The organism is Sinorhizobium sp. (assembly GCF_059070375.1).
Genome location: NZ_JCACWC010000002.1, coordinates 668,275 through 691,586, shown reverse-complemented (window position 1 = coordinate 691,586; position 23,312 = coordinate 668,275). Strand labels below are relative to the sequence as shown.

At 62.9% G+C, this 23,312-nt stretch carries 19 protein-coding genes; 4 read left to right on the top strand and 15 right to left on the bottom strand.

Going from position 1 to position 23,312, the window contains the following annotated elements:
* Nucleotides 1-343: 343 nt before the first annotated feature.
* Entirely contained in the window at nucleotides 344-1,693 is a 1,350-nt protein-coding gene (locus tag AC5J09_RS07800) for a sensor histidine kinase (RefSeq protein ID WP_494297328.1), read from the bottom strand.
* Complete coding sequence (locus AC5J09_RS07795) at nucleotides 1,693-2,364, bottom strand: response regulator (protein WP_275599177.1); 672 nt, start codon at nucleotides 2,362-2,364, stop codon at nucleotides 1,693-1,695. The genes AC5J09_RS07800 and AC5J09_RS07795 overlap by 1 nt, the downstream gene beginning before the upstream one ends.
* A gap of 242 nt (nucleotides 2,365-2,606) precedes the next feature.
* On the opposite strand from AC5J09_RS07795, the gene AC5J09_RS07790 reads away from it, so the two are divergent.
* The 3 genes from AC5J09_RS07790 (at nucleotide 2,607) to AC5J09_RS07780 (ending at nucleotide 5,816) form a co-directional block, all read left to right on the top strand.
* Nucleotides 2,607-4,337, top strand: coding sequence for a phosphoethanolamine transferase (locus AC5J09_RS07790; RefSeq protein WP_494297327.1), 1,731 nt, complete (start codon nucleotides 2,607-2,609; stop codon nucleotides 4,335-4,337).
* Between the two features lie 111 nt (nucleotides 4,338-4,448).
* Nucleotides 4,449-4,829: a hypothetical protein gene (locus AC5J09_RS07785; protein WP_338281304.1), complete on the top strand. Its 381-nt coding sequence runs from the start codon at nucleotides 4,449-4,451 to the stop codon at nucleotides 4,827-4,829.
* 327 nt (nucleotides 4,830-5,156) lie between these two features.
* Entirely contained in the window at nucleotides 5,157-5,816 is a 660-nt protein-coding gene (locus tag AC5J09_RS07780; RefSeq protein WP_494297326.1) for a metallophosphoesterase family protein, read from the top strand.
* Between the two features lie 204 nt (nucleotides 5,817-6,020).
* Here the strand turns inward: AC5J09_RS07780 and AC5J09_RS07775 are convergent, their stop codons facing one another.
* Together AC5J09_RS07775 and AC5J09_RS07770 are read right to left on the bottom strand one after the other, a co-directional pair.
* Nucleotides 6,021-6,323 carry a type II toxin-antitoxin system RelE/ParE family toxin gene (locus tag AC5J09_RS07775; RefSeq protein ID WP_018098867.1) on the bottom strand — a complete coding sequence of 101 codons (303 nt, stop codon included), beginning with the start codon at nucleotides 6,321-6,323 and terminating at the stop codon, nucleotides 6,021-6,023.
* Entirely contained in the window at nucleotides 6,324-6,602 is a 279-nt protein-coding gene (locus AC5J09_RS07770; RefSeq protein WP_018098866.1) for a ribbon-helix-helix domain-containing protein, read from the bottom strand. It abuts the gene before it with no gap.
* Nucleotides 6,603-6,802: 200 nt separating this feature from the next.
* Between AC5J09_RS07770 and AC5J09_RS07765 the strand changes: the two genes are divergently transcribed.
* Nucleotides 6,803-7,477: an HAD family hydrolase gene (locus AC5J09_RS07765; RefSeq protein WP_018098865.1), complete on the top strand. Its 675-nt coding sequence runs from the start codon at nucleotides 6,803-6,805 to the stop codon at nucleotides 7,475-7,477.
* A 119-nt stretch (nucleotides 7,478-7,596) separates the two neighbouring features.
* Here the strand turns inward: AC5J09_RS07765 and AC5J09_RS07760 are convergent, their stop codons facing one another.
* The 11 genes from AC5J09_RS07760 to AC5J09_RS07710 form a co-directional block, all read right to left on the bottom strand.
* A complete protein-coding gene (locus tag AC5J09_RS07760) occupies nucleotides 7,597-9,186 on the bottom strand; it encodes an ABC transporter substrate-binding protein (protein WP_494297325.1) in 1,590 nt (529 codons plus the stop codon).
* 129 nt (nucleotides 9,187-9,315) lie between these two features.
* Nucleotides 9,316-10,302 carry a hypothetical protein gene (locus AC5J09_RS07755; RefSeq protein WP_494297324.1) on the bottom strand — a complete coding sequence of 329 codons (987 nt, stop codon included), beginning with the start codon at nucleotides 10,300-10,302 and terminating at the stop codon, nucleotides 9,316-9,318.
* A gap of 44 nt (nucleotides 10,303-10,346) precedes the next feature.
* Nucleotides 10,347-11,669, bottom strand: a complete 1,323-nt coding sequence (locus AC5J09_RS07750; RefSeq protein WP_494297323.1) for a glycosyltransferase family 4 protein — start codon at nucleotides 11,667-11,669, stop codon at nucleotides 10,347-10,349.
* Nucleotides 11,666-13,882: a hypothetical protein gene (locus AC5J09_RS07745; RefSeq protein ID WP_494297322.1), complete on the bottom strand. Its 2,217-nt coding sequence runs from the start codon at nucleotides 13,880-13,882 to the stop codon at nucleotides 11,666-11,668. Before AC5J09_RS07745 ends, AC5J09_RS07750 begins: the two co-directional genes overlap by 4 nt.
* Nucleotides 13,883-13,890: 8 nt before the next feature.
* Entirely contained in the window at nucleotides 13,891-14,598 is a 708-nt protein-coding gene (locus AC5J09_RS07740) for a hypothetical protein (RefSeq protein ID WP_494297321.1), read from the bottom strand.
* An 11-nt stretch (nucleotides 14,599-14,609) separates the two neighbouring features.
* A complete protein-coding gene (locus tag AC5J09_RS07735; protein ID WP_494297320.1) occupies nucleotides 14,610-15,872 on the bottom strand; it encodes a glycosyltransferase family 4 protein in 1,263 nt (420 codons plus the stop codon).
* On the bottom strand, nucleotides 15,869-16,714 hold the full coding sequence (locus AC5J09_RS07730; protein WP_494297319.1) for a class I SAM-dependent methyltransferase: 846 nt from the start codon (nucleotides 16,712-16,714) through the stop codon (nucleotides 15,869-15,871). Before AC5J09_RS07730 ends, AC5J09_RS07735 begins: the two co-directional genes overlap by 4 nt.
* Nucleotides 16,711-18,960, bottom strand: a complete 2,250-nt coding sequence (locus tag AC5J09_RS07725) for a glycosyltransferase family 2 protein (protein WP_494297318.1) — start codon at nucleotides 18,958-18,960, stop codon at nucleotides 16,711-16,713. Before AC5J09_RS07725 ends, AC5J09_RS07730 begins: the two co-directional genes overlap by 4 nt.
* A gap of 130 nt (nucleotides 18,961-19,090) precedes the next feature.
* Nucleotides 19,091-19,750, bottom strand: coding sequence for a calcium-binding protein (locus AC5J09_RS07720; protein WP_018098856.1), 660 nt, complete (start codon nucleotides 19,748-19,750; stop codon nucleotides 19,091-19,093).
* 274 nt (nucleotides 19,751-20,024) lie between these two features.
* Nucleotides 20,025-21,446, bottom strand: a complete 1,422-nt coding sequence (locus AC5J09_RS07715) for an HlyD family type I secretion periplasmic adaptor subunit (protein WP_324763661.1) — start codon at nucleotides 21,444-21,446, stop codon at nucleotides 20,025-20,027.
* The gene (locus AC5J09_RS07710; protein ID WP_100670222.1) at nucleotides 21,443-23,212 is read right to left on the bottom strand and encodes a type I secretion system permease/ATPase; all 1,770 of its coding nucleotides are present in this window, start codon (nucleotides 23,210-23,212) and stop codon (nucleotides 21,443-21,445) included. Before AC5J09_RS07710 ends, AC5J09_RS07715 begins: the two co-directional genes overlap by 4 nt.
* Nucleotides 23,213-23,312: the final 100 nt, after the last annotated feature.

The following is a 23,312-nucleotide window of genomic DNA, read 5'->3' as shown; positions in this document are numbered from 1 at the left end:
CCGCGTCTGCGGCGCGGAAAGAGTTCTTTCAGCCCAAGGACTTGGTCTGGCTGGATTCCTGTGACAAGCACAGGAATGAGGAAATCAAACAAGCGGTGGCGGTGGCCCTAATCTCAACAGCCCTTAGCGATCTCACAAGACGCGCGGCGCTGTAGGATTCGGAGGACAGCAATCTCTCCTCATCCTCATCTCTCTATGCTTGTCACAGAGATCCAGCAGCGCCGCGTCTGCGGCGCGGGAGAGCCTATACAGCCCAATTACTCGGTCTGGCTGGATTCCCGTGACGAGCACAGGAATGAGGAAGTCAACATAAGTCGTCGCGGGTATCCGATCTCAACGGGCCTTAGGCAGCCGCGGCGAAATCGATGGTGATTTTCGTCCCTCCACCGGGAACCGTATCGACCGCGATCCTCGCTTTGTGAAGCTCGCCGATGCGGTGAACGATCTTGAGGCCGAGGCCAAGCTGGCCGGAGCGTTTGACGTAGCCGAGATCGTCATTGTGCTCCGGCAGATCGACGAGACCCCTTCCGTTGTCCTCGACAGACACCAGAGGTCCGGGACCACAGGCGAGCACTATGCGCGTATTGGGCGGATTATGCTTCACCGCGTTTTCGATCAGGTTGCGCAACATGTTCTCGATGAGCGGCGCAATCACGCTTACGGGCGGTGTGCCGTGGTCTACGAATTCGATGGACTTGCCGTTGTCGAAAACAAATGGCGCAGTCGTCTGCGCGACCTCCGCCCCGATCGCCGAGAGGTCGGCGCGCTGAAAGGCCGAGGGGTCCACAGAGTCGGCCCGGGCAAGCGAGGTCAATTGCTCGAGAATGTGGGTCAGCGCATCGAGATCGCGCTCCGCATTGCGGGCGCGCGGATCGTCGATGCGGCTCAGCTCCATCTTGGCGATCGAAACCGGTGTGCGGATCTCGTGGGCGATCGAGGAGGAAAAGACCTTCTGCGCCTGGATGAGATCTGCAACGCGCGCCAGGAGACGGTTGACGGCCGCGACAAGGCGTTCGATCTCCTCCGGCATGCGCGACGAGGGGAGGCGGGCATTGCCATCGCGCGGATCGATCGCATCGGCCGCCCGCACCGCTGCTGCCACCGGTTTGAGCGCACTGCGGATCGACCAGATCGTGGCCCCGATCACGAGGCAGAACATCAGCGTCATGGGCACGATCATGGAATCGAACATTTCGCGCAGCAAAACGCTGTACATGAAGCCGTTGGGGTCCTTCAGGACGGCCAGCTCTACGAGCACGATCTCTCCATAACGCTCGAACGATTGGCCGCCGGCAACGCTGAAGGGTTTGCCGGGTGCGATCAGCCGTTTCCAGAAAGTCGGTGCGTTGACGGCGAGCGGAAGAAAATGCTCCGAACATTCGGCCGAGCAATTGGTGAAGAGCACCGAGCCGGAAGCGGTGCGCACCCTCACATAGATCGCACCCGGTCCATCGCGTTCCAGGTAACGCTCTTTCAGTTCGTGACTGAGCTTGAATGTCAGCTCCCCATCCTGCTTCGCGATTGCGGTCGACAGGGTGTCTGTCTCCTCCTGCAGCATCAGGACGCTGAGCTCGTCATCGTCGAACCAGTAGTCGGCGAAGACGACGCCGACCTGCAGGATCATGGCGAGCAGTGAGAAGGCGATGACGCGGCGGGCGACGATGCCGATGAGCGACGGGTTCCAGCTCTTCATCAAACCGTCCGAAGCAGATAACCAATGCCGCGCACGGTTTCGATCTGCACGCCGGTTTCCGCCGACTGCAGTCGCTTGCGCACCCTGGAGACGGCGAGTTCCAGCGCATTCGAGCTCAGTTCCTGGCCATATTCCGAAAGGGCCGTTTCGAGCCTGCGCTTCGGGACGACACGCCCGACCTCGCGCAACAGGATTTCGATCAGCGAGCGCTCGCGCGGAGGAAGCGGCAGAACGGCGCCCTCGCAGGTAAGCTCCGCCGTTGCAGGATCATAGCGCAGGGCACCGGCCTCGAGGACCGGCTGTATCGCATTGGGATTTCGCCTGAGCATCGCCCTGCAGCGGGACAGAAGTTCGCGATGGTGAAACGGCTTGACGAGATAATCGTCGGCGCCGGCGTCGAGCCCGGCGATACGCTCGTCGACCGATCCGCGTGCGGTGATGATCAGCACCGGCAGGCCGACATGCTCCCGCCGGATCCATTGCAGGAGCTGCAGGCCGTCGCCGTCGGGAAGGCCGAGATCGAGGAGAACCAAATCGTGCTCGCGCGCGGCAATGGCGGCCTCGGCATCGCGCAATGTCGAAACGCCGTCGAGCCGCCAACCCGCGTCATGCATGGTCTCGTTGATGAGTTCGGTAAGGCGAGGACTGTCCTCGACGAGGAGTAAACGCATGCAGATCGCAGCCTGAGTCTTCTGGCGCCGGTGACGAGGGACCATAGGACGTTTTTTCCGGGGTGCCAACTTGCGAAATCCCCGTTGGACGCGGGGACGCCGCTTGTACCGGCGATGCCGACAGCTTTCCGACAGCTCGTCCGGGCTACTGGGCATGCTCCCCTGGATCGCAAACGGTGCAGGGAACATGAAGGTCACGCCGCACCAAGCCTGCAAGGGGCGCGGCTTTGGAGGTGAGCAGCTTGAAGATCCCGCGGATTCCCCGGCCCGAGATTGGCAGTATAAGCCTGAGCGCGATCGTCGCTCTCTATCTGCTGGTGGCGACCAACAACTCGTTCTGGGCTCATGCCAACGTCTATTTCGATCACGCCTGGATGAGCCTGCTTGCCTTCGCAGCGGCACTCTACCTCGTCCTCTTCGCGATCTTGACGCCTCTCTCGGTCAAGTACCTGATGAAGCCGGCGCTGGTTATTCTCATCCTGGTGTCGGCGACGGCCTCGTATTTTGCCGACACCTTCGGAATCGTCATAGACCGGGACATGATCGGCAATGCCGCCGTTACGACACAGGCCGAAGCCAGCCACCTGCTGACATTCAGCCTTGCGCGGCATCTCCTCGTCTACGCCGTCCTCCCTTCGATCCTGATCGCCTGGGTCAGGGTACGCCACCGCCGGTTCCTGCGGAAGGCCGCGGTCAATTTCGCCTTCGTCTCCGTATCGCTCCTCGTCGGCGCAGGCCTCGTCTATTCCAACTTCGCGACGGTGGCCTACGCGCTGCGCGAACATACGGACCTCATGAAAAGGTTCAATCCGTCCGGACCGCTGATTGCCACCGTGCGCTACGGCCTTTCGACCTATCGGGAGCGCAATCTGGTCGTACACCCTCTTGGAACCGACGCGCATCAGGGCGCGCGCGTTGCCGCCGCGGGGAAACCGGTCGTCGTCGTTGTCGTTGCGGGCGAGACGGCGCGTGCCATGAACTTTTCGCTCAACGGCTACGAACGCGAGACGAATCCGGAATTGCAGGCACTCGGGGTCGTCAACTACCGCAACACGACGAGTTGCGGCACGGCGACCGCCGTCTCGCTTCCCTGCATGTTTTCGGTCTATCCGCGCAGCCAGTACAGCGACTGGAAAGCGCGCTCGACCGAAAATCTCGTCAATGTGCTGACGCATGCCGGTGTCTCGGTGAGTTGGTGGGACAACAATACCGGCAGCAAGGGGATTGCCGATCTCATCAGCTTCGCAAGCCAGACCGGCCGCAAGAACAGCCCGCTTTGCACCAACGGCGAATGCCTGGACGAGATCCTCCTCGGCGATCTCGACCGGAAACTCGGGGCGGCGACGTCGAACAGCGTCATCGTGCTGCATCAGCTCGGCAGCCACGGCCCCTCATACTACCTTCGCTATCCCGAGGCGTTCCGCCGCTTCACGCCCGACTGCCGAACGCCGGAACTCATGCGTTGCTCGACCGCGGAACTGGTCAATGCCTACGACAATACGATCCTCTACACCGACCACATCCTCGCCAGCGTCGCGCGGCTCCTCGAAAAGCATCAGGACCGCATTGCCGGCGCGATGATCTATATGTCGGATCACGGCGAGTCGCTTGGGGAGAACGGCCTCTACCTCCACGGCGCGCCTTATGTGATCGCCCCGAAGGAACAGACCCAGGTGCCGTTCATCGCCTGGTTTTCGAAGCCGTACCAGGCTGCGATGGGCGTCGACGCCGGCTGTCTTGCCAAGGACGCCGACCAGCCCAAATCGCACGACAACCTGTTTCACACGGTGCTCGGCATGATGGACGTCGAGACGAGAATCTATGACCGCGATCTCGACGCTTTTGCCGCCTGCACGCGGCCCGCAGGCAAAGAGGAGCAGCCGGTGCCGGGATATCACGCGGCCCAGAATGGCGAACCCGCATCAAGCTCTGACGGGTCGCAGGAAGCGAGGTGGGTGCCCGGCCTTCTGTGATTTTCCGATAAGCCTCTCCCACCGGCAAGCTGTCGACCTTCGCCAAATCTGGTAGACTGCAGGCCGGTCTCGCATCCGCAGCCGGCGGGGCGGCCATCAGAGGAGAATCAGATGCAGATCGCCGGAATTCAGGTCTATCCCGAGCGCGGCGGCAAGGCGGGTTTCACCGTCGAGTTCGTCGGCACCAACGGGGAGGTCGTCTCCGTCTCCTGCCCGCAGAACGCCGACGGTAGCCTCAACAGGCTGAATGCCGTTTCCCAGGCAAAGGAGATACTCGCCGCGGCCATCGCGGCGGATGAAACGCTTCTTGCCATTACCGGCACGAAACGGTCTCCTTCGGTCCCCAAGGGAGCGCTTGCGAATGCCCGGCAGGCGCATGACCGGGACGCCATGGAAGAGCAGTTGGAAGAGGGTCTCGAAGATACGTTTCCCGCAAGCGACCCCGTCTCGATCACCAGTTCGGCGATTCCGAAGGGATCGTCTCACCGGTAGTCTTTGCGCGGATCTCCCCGTGACCCTCGTTCCTGTGCCCGTCACAGGAATCAGTCAGGCCAAGTCCTTGGGCTGAAACGATTCTTTCGCGCCGCAGACGCGGCGCTGCCGAATCCCTCTGAAAAGCACCGGGGCCAGGTGAACAAAGCCGTCTTGTGCCTGTCCGCGCTCTCTGTTCCTGCTACGCATCGGGCTTTCCGAATATCGGTTCCGATTGTCCGGCCGATGCGCTAAAGCTCTCGGACACCCTGGGCGGCCTCAGATGGCCGATTCATATCAGCGACGAAAGGAGCGCGCCGTCTTGGACGAGCAAAGGAGAAGCGATTCATGAATAGCCGGCGTTTCACCTTCGCCGTCGGTGACATTCACGGTTGCCTCGCACAACTCGAAACCTTGCTTGCCAGTATCGAATCCGTCGTCGCCGGCGGCAGGGTGGTCTTCCTCGGCGACCTCGTCGATCGCGGTCCGGACAGCCGCGGCGTCGTGGAGCGGATCATGGCCGGGCCGCGCAGGCCGGGCTGGGAATGGATCACGCTCAAGGGCAATCACGAGGCCATGCTGCTGGCGGCACGCAAGGGCCAGGCCGAGATGTCCCTATGGCTGACGAACGGGGGGGAGGAGACGATGGCTTCCTATAGCGGCGCCATTCCGTTGAGCCATCTGGTCTGGATGGCGGAACTGCCGTCGCTCGTCGTCGATCGGCACCGCATTTTCGTCCATGCCGGTGTCGACGAGAAGATTCCGCTCGAAGAACAGGGCGACGACATCCTCCTCTGGATCCGCACCGATCCGAACTACTCCGGCACCTATTGGGGCAAGCATGTCTGCCACGGGCACACGCCGAGCCGAAGCAATCCGCGCACCCTCGGGAACAGGACCAATGTCGATTCCGGCGCCGTCTTCGGCGGCATGCTCTCCTGCGCCGTCTTCGATGACGACAGGGCGGGAGGCCCGATCGATTTTCTGGTCACGGATGGATACAGCTAAGGGCCTGTTGAGATTGGGGCCACCCGCCGCGAATTGTTTGATTTCCTCATTCCTGTGCTCGTCAAAGGAATCCAGCCAGCCCAAGTCCTTGGGCTGAAAGAAAGCTTCCCGCGCCGCAGACGCGGCGCTGCTGGATCGCTGTGACGAGCACAACCTCAACAGGCCTTAGACCGCTTCACGACGACATACCCGCGTGTGAGTGCGTTAATCATTCACCCTGAACTCACGGCCCCCCGCTAGAACACGTAGAATGACCACATCGGCATCCTCAACGACGAATGCCACACTCGTGCTCCCCTCGAACCCAATAATACGCAGCCCTGGGCGCATTTCATCGCGGATGGTTCCGCGTTCCGGAAATACATCGAAGGACGAGAGGAACCCGCTGATGCGCTCAATGTATCGGTCTGCCGTATCGGTTGAGCCAGACCGTTCGACGACATACCCATATATGTGCACCAGATCGGTCTGCGCTTCAGGTGACAGGCGAACGGTATAATGCCTCATTCAAGCCCGACTCTTGCCCTTGGCGACGCGCGATCGGACCTGTGCCATACCGTCCTCAAGAGGGACAGCGCGTGTCGGGTCGGCTTTATGGGCGTCGTAGGCGGCAGCGACTTCCTCGCGCAGCCAGCGTTCCACCGCAGCGTCCCGCGCAGCCAGTGTACGCAAACCGTCGCGGATCACTTCGCTTTCAGTGGCATACTCACCCGATGTCACCTTCGCTTTGACCATTTCGGCCATTTCGATCGGCAGGGTAATGCTGAGGGATTGGGTTGTACGCATATCGGCCGCTCTCGTTTCGAGCCTGTATAACACGCAACACGATTTAATCCTACTCCCCTTCGGTAGGTCACAGGTTCCTGCAACCGGGGCAGTGCGATAAGCGTGCGGAAAGCAATTGCTTTAGCATTGTGCAACGCCGCGTCAGGCTATAGTTGTGCCGACCTGCAAGGCATGTGAACTCGAAATCCAAGGGACACGGTTTGGACACGTCCTCTTCCGCAATCTTCACGAAGAATTTCGCCGCCCTCCTATTCGACATGGACGGCACGCTGCTCAACTCGATGGCAGTCGTTGAAAGGGTCTGGGGATCCTGGGCACTCCGCAACGGAATAGACCCCGTGGCGCTCATGAAGGTCGTCCACGGCGTGCGAGCCGTCGATACGATCCGCGCGCTGGGCCTGCCGGTCGATCCGGAACAGGAGGCGCGCATTCTTGCCGAGGCGGAGATTGCCGATGTCGAGGGGATTGTCGAAATTCCGGGCGCCGTCACCTTCCTGAAGACACTCCCGCCGGAAAGGTGGGCGATCGTTACGTCGGCGCCGCTCGAACTCGCCGCGCGCCGGCTCGAGGCGGCCGGTATTCCGGTGCCGCGCCACATGGTGACCGGTGAGGATGTCTCGGTCGGGAAGCCCGACCCGCAGGGCTATCTGCTCGCGGCAGAGAGACTTGGGGTGCGTGCCGAAGATTGCCTCGTTTTCGAGGACGCGCCTGCGGGTGTTCTCGCCGGCAAATCCGCGGGCGCCGAGGTTGCCGTCATCACCGGGGCGCATGCCGCTGCGGCCGAGATGCCGCATATCATGCTGTCGCATTACACCGACGTCGAGGCTCGCCTCGTCGAGGACGGATGGCTTTCGCTGCATCGCCGCCGCGGCTAGAGCACTTCCAGGAAAACTGTCTGACGGTTTCCGTCCGCAAGTGCGCAGTTTCAAAGGTTTAGAGCCGGCGCGATGCGAGGCCGACGGCCATCGGCCGCCGGCTGCTTCAAGGATCATGTTCAGGCGGCGAGCCAGCACTTGGTCAGCGCATGTCCGCCCATGAGTTCGCCGTTCGGATCGTCGACCCAGCCGCCGACCTTGTCGCTGGTGGCGTCGATATAGTTGTTGAACATCGGCGCGATCACACCACCCTCATCGCGCAGGATCATTGCCGCCTCGCGATAGAGAACCTTGCGCTTCGTCTCGTCCAGTTCGCCGCGCGCCGCAAAGATCAGCTTGTCGAAATCCTCGCGGAAGAAGCGGGTGTCGTTCCATTCCGCCTTTGAAAGATAGGCGATGGAATAGACCTGGTCCTGCGTCGGCCGGCCGGTCCAGTAGGACATGCTGAAGGGCTGCTTGTTCCAGACGTCGGACCAGTAGCCGTCTCCGGGCTCGCGCTTCAGCTCGACATCGATGCCGCACTTCGCGGCGCTTGCCTGGAAGAGCTGCGCGGCGTCGACTGCCCCGGGGAAGGCGACGTCGGAGGTACGCAGCAGGATCGAACCGTCATGGCCCGACTTCTTGAAGTGGAACTTCGCCTTGTCCGGATCGAAGACGCGCTGCTCGATATCGTCGTCGAACAGCGGGTAGCCCTTGATCATCGGCGTATCGTTGCCGACCGTGCCGTAGCCGGCGAGTATCTTTGCCACCATTTCCTCGCGGTCCACCGCGTATTTCAGCGCAAGCCGCAGGTCGTTGTTGTCGAAGGGCGCCGTGTTGCAATGGGCGATCAGGACATAGTGGCCCTTGCCGGGGACGTTGCGGATCGTGATCCCTGGAATGCGTTTGACGAGCGCGACGATCTTCGGTTCGATGCGATTGATGATGTGCACGCCGCCCGACTGGAGCGAGGCGGTGCGCGCCGTTGCGTCGTTGATGACGGTGATTTCGATCTGGTCGGCATGACCGCGCTCGGCCGCTCCCCAGTAACCGTCCTGCAGCTCGCCGACATGCTTTACGCCCGGTTCGTTGACGACGACTTTGTAGGGCCCGGTACCGATGCCGGCAGTCGGGTCGTCCTTGCCGCCGTTCGGTTGGATCATCAGATGATAATCGCTGACGATGAACGGCATATCGGCGTTCGGCTGGCGCAGCGTAATGACGACCTTGTCGCCATCTGCCTTGATGGTCTCGAATTCCTGGACGAAGGGCAGGGCAGCCGATTTCGAGTTCTTGTCGGCATGACGCTCGAACGTGGCGACGACATCGGCAGGCGTCAGTTCCTTGCCGTTATGGAAGGTCACGCCCTTGCGGATCGTGAACGCCCAGGTCTTCGCGTCCTTCGACGCTTCGTAGGCTTCAGCCAGCCGATACTCAATCTCGCCTGCCGGCGAAACTTCGAGCAACTGCTCTCCCCAGCAGCGGCCGAATGTGTAGGGCACCTGGCTCGCCCAGGTCGCCGGATCGAGGCTGTTCGTGGATTCGCCGCCGACGAGTCCGGCCCGCAATATGCCGCCCTTAGCCGGGCCGCTCGCCCGCGCGGCATTGCCGAGCAGCACCTGGGCCGAGGCGAGCGTTACGCCGAGCGCTGCCGCGCGCCCGAGAAAATCGCGCCTCGACAGGCGGCCCGAAACGACCTCCCGGCTCATGAATTCCAGTTCTCCCGCCATCGATTTCCTCTCCTCCATTGAAACGTGCGTACCGGTTAACCGGCATCACGCTCAGGTTGCAATGGATCCATATGGCGAAGGCTGTCTGTTGGCGGCGAAGAATGTCGCAACGAGGCGAGACAAGCCCAGCTATGTCACGGCGCGGGAGACGGGAGGTGCTGAGGTTTCCTCATCCCGTGTCGAGGCGCGCGTGCGGGCGATGCGGCCTTCGAGTTCCTCGAGGCGGCGGGCAAAGCCGAGATTGCCTGACTGGAGCGCCACGGCCTCGGCGAGCATGTCGCGAGCGATCTCGAGTGCGCCGTCGCGGATGTGGCGGTTGGCCCGATGGTAAAGAAAGTTTACCCGCTCCACAGGTGAAAAGCCTTCTCCGAAGCGTCGAAGACACCGGTCGGCCCAGGCAGGATGGCGAGCAATCGCCGCGATGGCGATCTGATAGGGGCGCATCGGGGCGCCGATCCGCGCCGAGCGGGCGAGTGCGCGCAAACCGGCGCGGTCGTCCGCGCGGCAAGCCTCGATGAGCGAAAGCGCGCGCGCCGTCCCGGTGAAGGCCCGAACGGTGCCGTGACCGGTCATATGCACGGGGATGAGATGCGTCTGGCTCTGTATCGCCGCGATCCGCTCCGCGTGCCGGCGATCGACGGCATGAAAGGGGTCGTAGAACAGATAGGCGCGCCCGGCCGCCTGATCGGGGGCGATTGCCATGTTCGTGTGGAGTCCCGGAGCGAAGTGGCGGACGAAGCGGTTGTCGAATGGTACTGTCTTCGGATCGATCGAGATCTGCGGGCAAAAAGCAACGGCGACGCTTGCGCCAAAACGCCGGCGATAGCGCAGCGCCGCATAGCCGCCTTGCGAATGGCCGTAGAGGATCCGTTCCGGCGCTTCGGCAAGGATCGGCGCCGCGGCATCGACCGCCGCGACCACGCTTGCCGCCGGAAACCAGTTCGGCCGCCGGCTGATGAAGCCGAGTGCGGCGATGCCGGCTTTCTCGCAGAACCGCTGTCCCCAGAAGCGTCTGCCGTTCGCCTGCATCTCCATCTCGTTGAAGGTGACGAGAAGATAGGGCGACGATCCTCGCAGATGGATCACTTCCAGGTTTTCGTCGGCGTAAACGAGCATGGGAATTCCCGAGCAGCTGTCAATGCGAGTGGAGCCGCAAGCGGCTAGACCAAGGCCTGTGCCGCCGCTTCATATTGCCCGGCACCAAGAGAGCTCCGCCTGTCCTCCAGCAGCCGACGATAGAGATCGGCATGCGCGCGGGCCGATTCCACGTGGCCGGTCGGACGCCGCAGCGTTGCGTGCAGCCGGTCCCATGCCTCGGGGTTGCCCAGCACTTCCGACAGCCGGTCGGCGAGATCCTGGGCGCTGCCGGTACGGAAGTGGAGCCCGTCCCTTCCGTCCTGCACTTTCTCGGCCATGCCGCCGATGTCGGAACAGATGATGGGCCTGCGGTGGTGCAGGGCCTCCTGGATGACGACGGGCGAGTTTTCCCACCAGATCGAAGGCAGCACGACCCAGTCGACCGAGCGCATCAGCCTCGGCATATCGGCATTCTGATAGGCGCCATAAAAACGCACCCGGCGCCCGGCGTCGTCGATGAGCTTCTTCAGGCGCTCCTGGAACTCGGTCGGCTGGCGCTCGAGATTACCGCCGAAGATCATCAGGCAGGAGTCCTCGCCCCAGATTTCTTCCGGCACGCGCGAGACCGCGTCGACCAGCACGTCGATGCCCTTGAAGGGTGTCATCTGCCCGAAATAGGCGAAACGGTTCCGTCGGGCGGACGGGACCGGCAGATCACGTACCGGTGCGGCCTCGCCCATGACGATGCCGTTGTCGATCACGGAGAGCTTTTCCGCGTCGATGCCCCATTCGACATAGCGGTTTGCGAGGAACATGCTCGGGGAGATGAAGGCATCGGCAAGGCCGAGCATGCCGCGCAGAAACTCCTCGCGCCTCAGGAAACGGGAAACCGGGATGTCGGGAAAGCAGCCATGGCAACTGATCGGCGACGAGCTGTTGCAGAGCTGGGCGGATGGGCGCTTCACCATTTGTCCGTGATTGTGGCAGAGCGACAGATACTCATGGAAGGTGACGATGATTACCGCCTCCGGCAGCGCTTCCCGGAGAGCGTAAAGCGCCTCCATTCCGAGGCCGATCAGGTGATGAAAGTGAACGACATGAGGCGACAGATCGCCGACGAAACGCAGGAGGTCGCGGCGGATCGCCTCCGTATCCCCGTTGGACAGGAAGAAGTGATCGTAATCATCCGCATGGAAGAGCACTTCGTCCACTGCAAGACGCAAACTCATCAGTGCTGAGGCGCCGTGGCGAGGGACCGGATGGCCGACGCGGGCGAGATAGATCGACTCGACGCCCGGCAGCGTGTTCAGGCCCTTGTGCAGGCTGTGGGACGCTATCTCCGCCCCGCCCAGCGACATCGCCGGATGTCCATGCGAAACGACGAGAACACGGAGCCGCTCGCTCATGCGGAAGCCTCCTTGATGCGATTGCCTTCGCCCTGCGGCTGCGGAGCCCATCGGGCCGAAAACAGTCTCTCGTCGATCCGCTCGACGAGAGGAGCCGCGGAGGCGCTGCCGGTGGAGAACGGCTCGTCCGAGCCCAGCATCTGCACCGAGGGAAGCCACCAGGATTCGATCCCCGAGCGGCTGAGCCTCAAGCCGAGATCCTGCCCCTTTTGCCGGGATCCGAGATAGCTGCCGGCAAAGCCTCCGGCGACGAGGAAAGCCTCGCGCGGCATGATGCAGCATTCGAAAGAGGCCGCCGCGATCCGGGTGAGCTTGAGACCCGTCACCGCGCTCAACGGATAACCGGCATAACGGCCCGAAAGCGAATTTTCGGACTGCGCGTCGGCCCAGGAGCCAGCCCATCGAACGGAATGGTCCTCATAGGCGAGCGTGGGCGAAATGATCCCGCCACTTTCCTCGTAGGCGGAAACCAGCCTGCCGTACCAGCCGCTCCTGCGGGGCAGTAGCGAGCCGGCGAGCAGAACGACCGTCTCGCTCGAAAGCGCGCGAATGCCGGCTTCCAGGAGATCGTAGACATCGTCCATTTCCGCCGACATCAGCCTGAGCGGAAGCCGATAGAACTGCGCGAGCTGCCTGATGCGGCCGGCCTGACGGCGAAAGCATTCGGAGTGCAGCACGAGCGCGATCGGCGCATGCCGCGTTTCGGGATCGAGCGCCAGAAGGCCGAGAAAAGGGGCAAGCTCCTTTTCTTCTGCTTGGCCGGCAGCGACGATGATCGGCGGCCCCGGAGCCTCGTTGAACGCACCGGCATCGAGGATAGCCTTGATGCCGGGCGAGGGGCTCTCCGACGCGCACAGGAAGGGCACGATCTGTCGATCGACGATTTCCGTCAGGCCCCAGTTTTCGGGATCGATGGACTTGATCTGGCGGAGCGCCGCCTGACGCGGCGGAAGCCGCGCGGGTGTCAGCGGCAGAAAAGCCCGGCGGGAATCCTTGAGCGTCAACTCCAGATGTAGCGGGGCCACACCATCTGCCCCAAGTCCGCCGGCAAACACGATGAAACCATGCGGGTGGGTTTGTTGGTCGAGCATGCTTTTGAACAACGGCTCTTCGGTAAAGGCATCCGTCACATCCGAGCGCTCGAGCCGCGTCCAGCGATCGTCGAGCCGCATCTCGCTTTGTCCACGGCGCAACCGGACGCTCTGGACATGCTCATCAGGGTCGAGGAGCCAGCCGGAGATCAGAAAGGCGCCACTGTTCGCCTGAAAAATATTGTCCACTCCCAGACGCACGGGAACGGGAAGAGTGGAGATCGTCTCGCGTCCCTCGAAGCTGTTGGCGGCCGAACGCAGCCGGAGCAGAACGGCAGGGGTGCTGTGCGTCTGAAGCAGCACGGAGCGGATATGCCCGGGCGTCTCCGTGGGACCGCCGATCAGCCGGTGCTCGTGAACCGAAGCATAGCGCCAGCCCCCGCGCCCGCGATAGGCGAGCCCCTCGACGTCTCGTGCGCGAAGCGGTTCGCTTGCCGCCAGCAGACCGATGAAGCCTGCGCCGCCTTGCGGAATGTCCTGCCGGGAGAAGGTCGCGATGCCACAGTCGGCAACGACCGGATTTTCGCCGCACACGATCACGCGAGCGTTGCCGGGATCGGCGGCGCGGGCCCAGCCTCTGAGGAAGATCGCTCCCTCGTGGGTCTCGCCGACGAATTCGAGGAAGCCGTCGCTACCCTTTCGGGCCTGTATCAGGGCAACTATTGCCGCAAGCCTACGCCGACCGGTGGACATCTGCATCATCGCATCCACGAGCGGGTCCAGCACCTCTGCCAGTTGGGCGCCGGCAAGCTCCGCGAGGACCATCACGCTTTCGCGAACAGCAAGCGTGCGGGGGCCGAAGATATAGCGCCTGGGGCTGCCCTCCTGACCCAGGCGGAGCGTGGTAAGCGGACGGCCGGCCTCATTGATGGGCAGCAGCGCCGCGAACCCGTGCGTGGCGGTTGGCGACTGCGAAGCCAGGCGCCAACCGATGATGGAGGCACTCGTCGCGGTGGCGGGGTCGTCGTTGATCTGCGCCGGCACCTGGCCGGCGACGGGCGCGCCCGCGCCTATGACGAGCAGCAGCGTATCGTCGATCGGGCAGGCGACAACCCTCCCACCGCGCATGATCCTCGCGGCTGTTTGAGACGTTTGAGGAAGCGCCTGTTCTGCTCCGGCCATGGTACTCCTCATGCCCCGGCGAAAACCGAGAGGGCAGCGCCGGCGGCAAAGCCCGCGAGAACGAACAGCAGGAGCAGCAGCGGTTTCAACTCTCCATTCGACCGCTTCTGCAAGGCTCCGAGGTTCTTCTCCATCGCTGCAACCACGCCATCGAGCCGCATCAAATGAACATCGAGATCGTTCAAGCGCTGCCCGATCTCGGCGGCGGCGGCAGGGCCCAAGGCCCCGCCTTCGCCGCCCTCGTCATTATGCGTGCGCTGGAGAGATCGCTGCGAGACCTGCAATTGCCGCTGAGCCGCCATGAGGACGTCGAGCTTGTCGAGAACCTTGGCGAGCGGCGCGGCGATGAGGGCTTCGGCCGCCTGTTCGTCGGGCCGCGGAACGCGCAGCTGCTGTTCGGTGCCGCGTGCGTCCAGGGCCGTCACCTTGAGATCGGCGGTGCGCGAGGCTGCCGCCTCGGGAAGCGCGATTTCGAAGGCATAGCCGCCGTCGCCGATGCCGTTGCGCTTGAGATCGGGGCGATTGCGGTCGGCGACCGCCTGGGCGATGACGCTGCCGTCGAGATAGACGCGAATGGTGAGGCGCTTGTCGGGTGCTGCCGGATCGAACGCCCAGCCGAAGATGCGCCCCTGGTCGATCGCGTCGACCCGGCCGGTCATCGGCTTCGTATTGTCCTGATCCGGTGCGGCATTTGATTTCTCGGCAACAGCAGCCATCGATTTCCCCTTTATGCCGCTTCGATATGTGACGGTTCGATCGCTTCGATCAATTCGAGATAGCGTCGTGCGGTGGTGTCGATGTTCTCCGGTTCCCGCGCATGCGCGGAAAGCCGGCGCGCCAAGGCGCCGTCTTGCGCGAGGCGGCGCATGGCAGAGGCGAGCGCCCGGGGATCGTTGGGCGCAACGGTGAGGCCGTTTGCCCCGTCCTCGATCATCTCGGCCATGCCGCCGATATTGCCGGCTATGACCGGCCGTCCGAGGGCCTGCGCCTCCTGGATGACCAGCGGCGCATTTTCCCACCAGATCGAGGGTACGATCGTGCAATCCACCGCTGCGACGAGGTCGGCGACGTCCTCACGCCGGTAGGGCCCGCGCTGCTGCACGGTCGGTGCCGTTTCCTGGAACAGGCGCGTGATCTCGTCGACGAAACTCTCGCTCTGGAAGGGTGCGCCGCCGTGAACGCGCAACTCGAACTCCAGCCCCTCGGAAATGAGCTGCCGTGCCGCCTGGAGCAGTACCGCCACGCCTTTCCAGGGGTTGAGATTGCCGAAATAGCCGAAGACCGGACGATCCGAACCGATCCGGCGGGCCGCTGCCGGCGCGCCGCGAGCCGGCAGCCCGTTGGGAATGACGCTGATCCTGTCCTCCGCAAGCCCCCAATCGACGAAGCGCTGCTTGAGGAACCGGCTGGGCGATACGAACCGGTCCACGTCGCTCAAGAGGGCCTTCAGATGGCGTTCGCGCAAGGTGAAACGGTCGAGCGCGATGTCCTTGAAGCAGGCATGACATCCGTCGGGGCTCGCCCCATGGCAAAGTTCCTTGCCGCTCGTTTTCACCATCAGCCCGTCATGGTGACAGATGGGATAATAGTCGTGCAGCGTCATGACGATCCGGCACTGCGGCAGCGTTCGACGAACGATATGCGGAAACTCCGCGCCGAGCAGGAGCAGATGGTGGATATGGACGACGTCCGGCCTGAAGTCGCGCAGCAGCTCCGCAATATCCGGAACGACGCCGTAGAGGTCGATCTGACTCATGAAGAAGCGATCGAAATGTCCGGACCACAACAGCAACTCGTCCCCTGCAGGCCCGATGCCTTGAAAGCTCGTGCCTGGCCGCGCCTGGCGGTGGATCTGGTTCGTGGCTCCGAGAAAGAGCGCTTCGCAGCCTGCGCGCTTGTAGGCGCCGAACAGGTCGTGTGCGAAAATCTCCGTGCCTCCCGGGTGGAGGGCCGGATGGTTGTGAGCCGCGACGAGCACGCGCATGCTCACGCGCCGCCTCCTCGGCGTTCGGCGACGAAGATGTCCTGGTAGTGCTCCGCCTCCTTACCGCGCCATGCGCCGAGCGCCTTCAGGGTGATTGCGAGACTGGCCCGGTCAAGGGCGCCGTCAAGAAAGCCGTCGTCGAAACCCACGGCGGCAAGGCGTGGCATGTCGGGGACGTACCAGCATGGACCGTCGCCGTCGCGGGCGAAGGAAAGCCGCGCGTCGCGCCGGCCGTTTTCGTTGGCCGCTGCGACGTGATCGACCACGAATGCGGTCACGAAGAGGCGTCCGCCGGGTTTCAGAAGCCTTCCGACCTCTCGCAGATAGACGAGGACTTCGTCCGGCGGCAGATGCGTCACGATCGACGTCATGATCACAAAATCGAAGTGACCGTCGGCATAAGGCAGTTTCAGCGCATTGCCACTGATTTTTCCGCTCGGATTATAAAGCTCATGGGCAATATCGACACGCTGGAAGGCGAAATTCGGATAGACCGAGGTGATAAAGCGGCGGCACCAGCCGATGCCGCCCTCGACCGGATCTATCCCGCTGTAGCGCCCCTTCTCGAAATCCAGATACTGGGTGAGCGGGACAGCCATGCGGCCGATGCCGCAGCCGATATCGAGAACGCGGCTTTCCGGACGCAGTCCCCCCAGCCGGATGAAGTGGCCGAGGAATTCGACGCCCACCGCCCTGAAGGAACCGTCGCCGACGAAGACACTGTCGGGATCAGGTTCGGGAAGGAAGCGGTTTCGAAGAATGCTCCCGAGCAGGGCCTCCACGCGCTCGTCGCGGGCGGGCAGTTCCGTGGCAGCTGTGTTTTCCTGGCGCAGCGCAGTCTCGCTCATGCGGCGGTCCTCGTTGCAGCGCCGATCCCGAAGAGAGCCGGCATCTGGTCGCGGCCGCCGAGATCGGTTTTCATCAATTCGGTGATGTCGTCGTTCCAGCGTTCGGTGTGCAGCCAGGAATTGTACTGGCTGGCGACCCCGCGCATATAGTCTTCGCTGCGGCGGATCGAGCGGCGCTCGAAATGGTAGAGACACGCCGACGGCTCGTAGGCGATGTCATAGCCGCACCGGCGGATTTTCAGGCACAAATCGCTGTCCTCATAATCGCCGATCACATAATCCTCCGTGTATCCATCCACGAGCTCGTAGATCTCCCGGCGCGTCACCAGGCACGCACCGGTGATGCCGGGCACGCTGCGGGCAAGTTGAGCCGCCCCGTAGTCGCCGGGCATGCCCTTGTGGAAATGATGGTTGAGCCATATGCCGCGCTGGTCGCGAGCGAAGTAGAGGCCCGCGTGCTGGAGCGATCCGTCCTCGAAGATCAGCTTCGGGCCGATCGCGCCGAGGCTCCTCTGTTCCATGAGCGGCCGGATGAGCTTCTGCAGCCAGCCGGGTGCAGACGGAACGACGTCCGAGTTCAGCATGACGACGACCGAGCCGCGGGCAAAGCGCGCGCCGGCATTGCACGCCCGCGCGTAGCCGCTGTTGCGGTTCATCACAACAAGCTTCATCGGCAAGCCGTGGAGGAGATGCAGTCCGCCAAGCAGATGCTCCGTCTCGTCCTGAATCTCCGGAGAATCCAGAACGTAGATGATCTCCGCATTGCTTGCGAGCCAGCGATCGGTCGCCATGCCGGAGAGCTGGAACCGCAGGAAGTCGAGAACACGGTAAAGCGGCACGACGATCGAGACCAACGGCGCCTTTTCGGGCAGGTCGTAATCCTTGGTGTAGTCGACCTTGGAAGCTCTTCCCAACCTCTGTTCCACATCCTGCAGGGCGGGGGCAAGGATCGTCCGGAAAGCCTGGTCGATCGCGTGCTGCGGCGGGACGGCGCGCAGGATGCGGTTGCGCTGTGCCGAGGCGTCGAAGGGTTGCGGCTTCGGCACGAGCGGTTTCACAGCACCGGATGCCAGCCGCATCTGGAACCGCGGCTGGAGCAGGGCGCTCGGCGGATCGTTCGACGGCAGCCAGGCGACAAAGCCGGTCACGTCGGCTCGCGATTTTTCGTCCGCTCCGCGTGCCCAGGCGGCAAACTCGTACCAGTTGCCGTCGAGCGGTATCGCCGTGCCGTCCTCCTTAAGGTAGTCGATGCCGGCAAGAGTGGCTGTCGGATCATGGGTCCACCCCCCGGCAAGCAGACCGCCGGAAAGCGTCAATGCGAGGTCCACCTCCGCTGAAGGATGCATTGCAGACCTGCCGATCCGCCTTTCAGGGAGCGGCGACCGCAGCTGGAGGTCGACGGCTGTGGCAAGTCCACCCTCGGGTGTCGTCGAGAGCCAGCGGACGACGTATTCGCGCAGCTCCGGCGTATCGCCTCGTTCTGCCCACCAGGCCTGTAGGTTGGCACAATGGGGGTTGCCGGAGGAGAGCTCGCGCACGGCAACGCCCCTTTTGCCGACAAGCACGAAAGACTGGGGGTATCGGGGAGACTCGACGATGAAATGGCAAGGACGAAGATTATGCTCGCGTTGGGCGCCGATCAGCGCCGGCGACGCCAGTGGCAGGATGGCGTTGGCCCCAAGGGCATAGATTGCGCTGATCTCGCCGAAGTCGGGGCTTATCGCTGTTTCGATCAGGTATCGCCCCTGGTTGATCGGGCATGCAATCTTGGCGGGCGCCGGCCGCGATGTCAGCGCCTGAAGCGCATCCTCGATGAGGCCGATGAAGAACGGGTCCCGGGACAGACGGAACGCGCTTCGCCAAACGGTGAGCAGATTGTTCAGGAACTTGACGCAGCCCTCCGGCGTGAGTGCGGAAAACAGGTCCTCCACGTCGAGGGGCGGAAGTTCACCGACGGGCCGGAGCACGATCGTCTGCACGAAGTCGCTTTCGATGTAAATCTGTCCGCGGCGCGCTTCGTCACCCGGGCGCATGGCCCAAAGCACGCGCTGTCCACCCTCCGCAAGAGGAAGCATCGTGCTGACGAGCGGGACGGGTTGCTCCGGCATGACCAGCGTGTGTTTGGCTGCGGCCGGCAACCTGGCGCGAACGTCGGAGATCAATACAGCCACGTCGGAACCGAGCCGAAAGGCCTTCGCGTCCTCGAAAATGCCGCTGGCGCTCCGCGTACGGTCGTCAAACGTCACACGCCACTCCTCTGACTAATTCTTGGATGGTGCGCCCCACGGGAGGAGGGCAGGGCGCACCGTTCGAAGCCAATGCGGGATGATGAAAAGCCGCCTGCGGTTTTCCACCCGTGTCCCGCGTCTCAAACTATCAGTGGACAGTGAAATAGTTTTCGGGGTGGGCCTGAATGTCTTCGGCGTCGGCATTGACCAGGGTCAGCGTGTCGCCATGGCCGAGGTCGATGACGACATTGCCGCCGACCTGAGTGATACGCGAAGCGAGATCCTCGGGCGCGGTGACGTCCAGGCCGTTGATACCCTTGGATATCTGCAGGACGTCTTCGCCGGGGGTAAAGTCGAGGATGACGTCGTTGCCGCCGCCGCCGTCGAAAACGAAGATATCGCTGCCCTGACCGCCGGCAAGAAGGTCGGACCCTGCACCGCCGTCGATGACGTCGTTGCCGGCGCCGCCGAGCAGCACGTCGTCGCCTCTGCCTCCGAGGAGGAAGTCGCTGCCGGCGCCCCCAAGGAGAATGTCGTTGCCGTTATCGCCGTAGATCAGGTCGTCACCCGATCCGCCGACCAGGATGTCATTGCCATTTTCGCCATAGAGAACGTCGGTGCCTTCGCCGCCGAACACGGTGTCGTTTCCGTTGCCGCCGAACAGCAAGTCGTCACCGTCGTCGCCGAAGATGATGTCGTCCCCATTGCCTCCGTTGACGAAATCATCACCGCCATGGGCGCGAATGAAATCGTCAAAGCGGGAGCCAAAAAGGGCGTCGTCGTATGCGCCGCCTTCCAAAGTGGCCATCTGCTTCTCCTCTTCGTGGTTTGATGCATGCGTCATCGGCACGGAGCCGAGGATTGCGTGCCGGAGTGTGCACTGCAATAATTACGAACACAACACAGATGTGTAAAATAAAACGACGATATTTTGGAAGAAAGAAAGCGTTCTAAACATATATCGGCCATGTGCCAATATTGGCACAATATAATTTTAGGAGTAATTCTGACGAGAATGCAGACAAAGCACTTCAAAATTTAAAGTAATTTACGACGGCTGGAGATATCAAGAATTAGATAGGTCAGTCCTCCCGAAACGCCCGGTTGAAACTGTCGGAGACCGGGGCGACGAGGTAGTCGATTGCCGAACGCGATTTGTGCACGATCAGCACTTCCGCGGGCATGCCGGGATAGAGGCGGATGTCCGGGTTGGCGGCGAGCGATTCAGGCGCCACCTCTGCCCGTGCGACGAAATAGGCGACGTTGGACTTCTCATCCACCGATTGGTCCGCCGCGATATAGGTTACCTTGCCTTCCAGAGGCAGGTGCGAGCGCTGGTTATAGGCCGTCAGGCGGATTTGCGTACTGGAGCCGATCGTTATGCTGTCGATGTCACGTGTGCTGACATGCATCTCGACAAGCAGCGGTTCGTCCTCGGGAACGATGTCGAGAAGCGGCTGACCGGGGGTGACGGCACTGCCCGGCGTTCGCAGCTGAATGTTGGCGACGATACCGGCCTGGGGGGCGCGGATTTCCAGGCGGCGAAGCACGTCCTCGGCGGCGGTGATGCGCTGCTCGACTTCCGCAAGTTCGAGGCGCGCCGTGGTGATCTCTCCGGCGATCTCCGATTGGAAATCGGATTCGATCCCGATGAGCGCAAGCTCGGCCCCCGCCATCGCCTTTTCCGCCTGGGCCTTGTCGCCAGCGATTTCGCCGCGGGTCGCGGCGAGCTCGCTGAGCCGTGCGTCGATTTCGATGAGTTTCGAGCGCTGGGCGAATGCTTTTTCGACAAGGGTCGCGATAGCGGTCCGCTGCTCGTTCATCAGCTCGATCTGCCTGTCGGTCGCCTGAAGCTGGGCTGCGAGAGACTTCGCCTTCTCCGAATATTCCTCGATCGTCTTTCGCTGGATTGCCAGACGGCCCTCCTTGGCCTCGCTCCGCTTCTCGAAAAACGCGTTTTCCGCCGTTACCGCATCCGCGGCAGCCTCGCCCTTGGAGACAAGATCGGCCGGGAAGCTCACCGCCTGCAGTCCCGCCCGCTCGGCCCGCAGCCGCGCCAGTTTTGCGATCAGGCCGACACGGCGGCTTTGCAGCGCCTCCAGGTCGGAGCGGGCGCGCGTATCCTCGAGCTTCATCAGTGGCTGGCCGGGCGCCACATGATCTCCCTCCTGAACCAGGATCCGGCCGAGCACGCCGCCCTCAAAATGACTGACGGTCTTGCGCTTCGAATCGACGACGATCGTTCCGCTGGTGACCGAAGCACTGCTGAGTTCCGTCGAGAACGCCCAGCCGAAGAAACCGCCGAAAGCAACGAGGATCGTCGTCAACCCGGCGATGACGAGGCGTCGGATCGGCGAATGCGTGTTGTCTTCGGAGAGGTCCGGCGCCGGCATTGGCGCGGAGAGACGAGCCGGCGCGGCCATCGGCAGGCGGCGTTCCGGGCTCTCAGCCTTCACGGGCGGCTGCAGGTCCAGGCGAACCGGCAGGATCTTTTCCTTGTTCATGAAGCGGTACCTTCGCGTCTTGTTTCGCCGGGCATCATGGTCGCCACCACATCCGTTCGCGGGCCGAACTGGCTGATGCGGCCGCCTTCCAGCACGAGCAGCTTATCGGCCACCTGCATGATGGCCGGCCGGTGGGCAATCAGGATGACGATGGCGCCGTCGCTGCGCGCCTCGTCGATCGCGCGGATGAGGGCGCGCTCGCCGAGGGCATCGAGATTGGCGTTGGGCTCGTCGAGGACCAGCAGGCGTGGCCGGCCGTAAAGGCAGCGCGCCAGCGCGATGCGCTGCCTTTGCCCGCCGGAAAGCGTCAGATGACCATCGCCCACCGGCGTATCATAGCCGAGCGGCAGTCGTCCTATCATGTCGTGGACGTCGGCGAGCCGCGCCGCCTCGAGCACCTTGTAGGGATCGCTCTCCGCCATCCGGGCGATATTTTCACGGATGGTTCCTTCGAGAAGGGAAACCGATTGCGGCAGATAACCCGCGATCTGTCCGAAAGAGCTCCGTTCCCAGAGGTAGACGTTGTTGCCGTCGAGGAAGACGCCGCCGGCAGTGGGCTTCAGAATGCCGACCAGAAGCCGCGCCAGCGTGGACTTGCCCGCCGCGGAAGGGCCGACGATTCCAAGCACCTCGCCGGGTGAGAGCGAGAAGTTGATGCCCTTGATGATCGGCACGTCGATGCCCGGTACCGCGTAGACCAGCTTGTCGACGACGAGGTCGCCTTCGGAGCGCGGCGTCGGCATGGTCTGGCGAACGGCCAGGTCTTCCTTCAGTGCCGTTTCGACGCGACGCCAGCTTGCGATCGCCAACACCCATTGGCGCCAGTTCTCGATGACGGAATCGAACGGCAGCAGAAGGCGGCCCACGAGAATGGTGGTCGCCATCATTGCGCCCGGCGAGATCTCCTGCCTCATCACCAGCAGGGCACCCGTGCCCAGCGACGCCACCTGGATGGCGAAGCGCAGCGAGCGGGTGATCGAGGCCATCGCCCTGCTTCTGATCCCACTGGCCTCCAGCACGCTGAGCGCGTGCAGTTGCGCGGCGCGCCATTTGTGGGCGAGCGCCGGCAGCATTCCCATGGCTTCGATGGCCTCGGCGTGACGTAATGTCGCACCGATTTTCGACACTGCCTCAATATTAGCCTGGCTTGCCTCTTTCATGAGCTGGCGCGTCAGAAGGTCGTTGAGAAGGCCGCAACAGACGAGTACGACGACGGAGATCGCACCGATCAGCCCGAAGAGGGGGTGCAGCAGGAATAGAACGCCCAGAAAGATGGGCGACCAGGCGGCGTCGAGGGGGGCGCTCACCGCCGAAGAGGTGAGGAAGCCGCGCAGCTCGGTAAGGTCGCGCAGGGACTGCGTCGCGCGCGCAAGTCCCTGATCGGCCGAGGCTTGGACGGCGGCGGTCAGGACCGGCAGGTTCAGCCAGCGGACCACGGCGCTGCCCATGGCCTGAAAGGTGAGGGCGCGAATGTAGTCGAGCACGCCCAGAACGATCAGCGCACCCAGGGCGAGAATCGTCAGCATGACGAGCGTATCCATGCTCTGGCTGTTCAACACCCTGTCATGCACCTGCATCATATAGAGGGGCATTGTGAGCTGGAGGAGGTTGATGCAGGCGCTAAGCAGGGCTGCATAAAGAAGCGTCACCACGAACACGCGCCGGGCCCGCAGAACCAGGAGCTTCGGCGCGATTGTTCCGTTTTGCGCCGGTGTTGGCCGATTGGGGCCCTTGCTAATCAAACGATTTCGAACAGTATCACGCATGTGGCGATCTTCTAATTAGCGCATTCGCGGGTTTCATGGGGCGATCTGGTCCAGATTCACTCAAATCACAGTATTGTTGCGATAAGTGTGACACAATAAA

Coding starts and splice junctions, on each gene's coding strand:
- AC5J09_RS07770 (WP_018098866.1), bottom strand. CDS start 6,602: ATGCGTACAACCCAATCCCTCAGCATTACCCTGCCGATCGAAATGGCC.
- AC5J09_RS07800 (WP_494297328.1), bottom strand. CDS start 1,693: ATGAAGAGCTGGAACCCGTCGCTCATCGGCATCGTCGCCCGCCGCGTC.
- AC5J09_RS07780 (WP_494297326.1), top strand. CDS start 5,157: ATGAATAGCCGGCGTTTCACCTTCGCCGTCGGTGACATTCACGGTTGC.
- AC5J09_RS07785 (WP_338281304.1), top strand. CDS start 4,449: ATGCAGATCGCCGGAATTCAGGTCTATCCCGAGCGCGGCGGCAAGGCG.
- AC5J09_RS07710 (WP_100670222.1), bottom strand. CDS start 23,212: ATGCGTGATACTGTTCGAAATCGTTTGATTAGCAAGGGCCCCAATCGG.
- AC5J09_RS07795 (WP_275599177.1), bottom strand. CDS start 2,364: ATGCGTTTACTCCTCGTCGAGGACAGTCCTCGCCTTACCGAACTCATC.
- AC5J09_RS07740 (WP_494297321.1), bottom strand. CDS start 14,598: ATGGCTGCTGTTGCCGAGAAATCAAATGCCGCACCGGATCAGGACAAT.
- AC5J09_RS07745 (WP_494297322.1), bottom strand. CDS start 13,882: ATGGCCGGAGCAGAACAGGCGCTTCCTCAAACGTCTCAAACAGCCGCG.
- AC5J09_RS07775 (WP_018098867.1), bottom strand. CDS start 6,323: ATGAGGCATTATACCGTTCGCCTGTCACCTGAAGCGCAGACCGATCTG.
- AC5J09_RS07750 (WP_494297323.1), bottom strand. CDS start 11,669: ATGAGCGAGCGGCTCCGTGTTCTCGTCGTTTCGCATGGACATCCGGCG.
- AC5J09_RS07755 (WP_494297324.1), bottom strand. CDS start 10,302: ATGCTCGTTTACGCCGACGAAAACCTGGAAGTGATCCATCTGCGAGGA.
- AC5J09_RS07730 (WP_494297319.1), bottom strand. CDS start 16,714: ATGAGCGAGACTGCGCTGCGCCAGGAAAACACAGCTGCCACGGAACTG.
- AC5J09_RS07720 (WP_018098856.1), bottom strand. CDS start 19,750: ATGGCCACTTTGGAAGGCGGCGCATACGACGACGCCCTTTTTGGCTCC.
- AC5J09_RS07715 (WP_324763661.1), bottom strand. CDS start 21,446: ATGAACAAGGAAAAGATCCTGCCGGTTCGCCTGGACCTGCAGCCGCCC.
- AC5J09_RS07760 (WP_494297325.1), bottom strand. CDS start 9,186: ATGGCGGGAGAACTGGAATTCATGAGCCGGGAGGTCGTTTCGGGCCGC.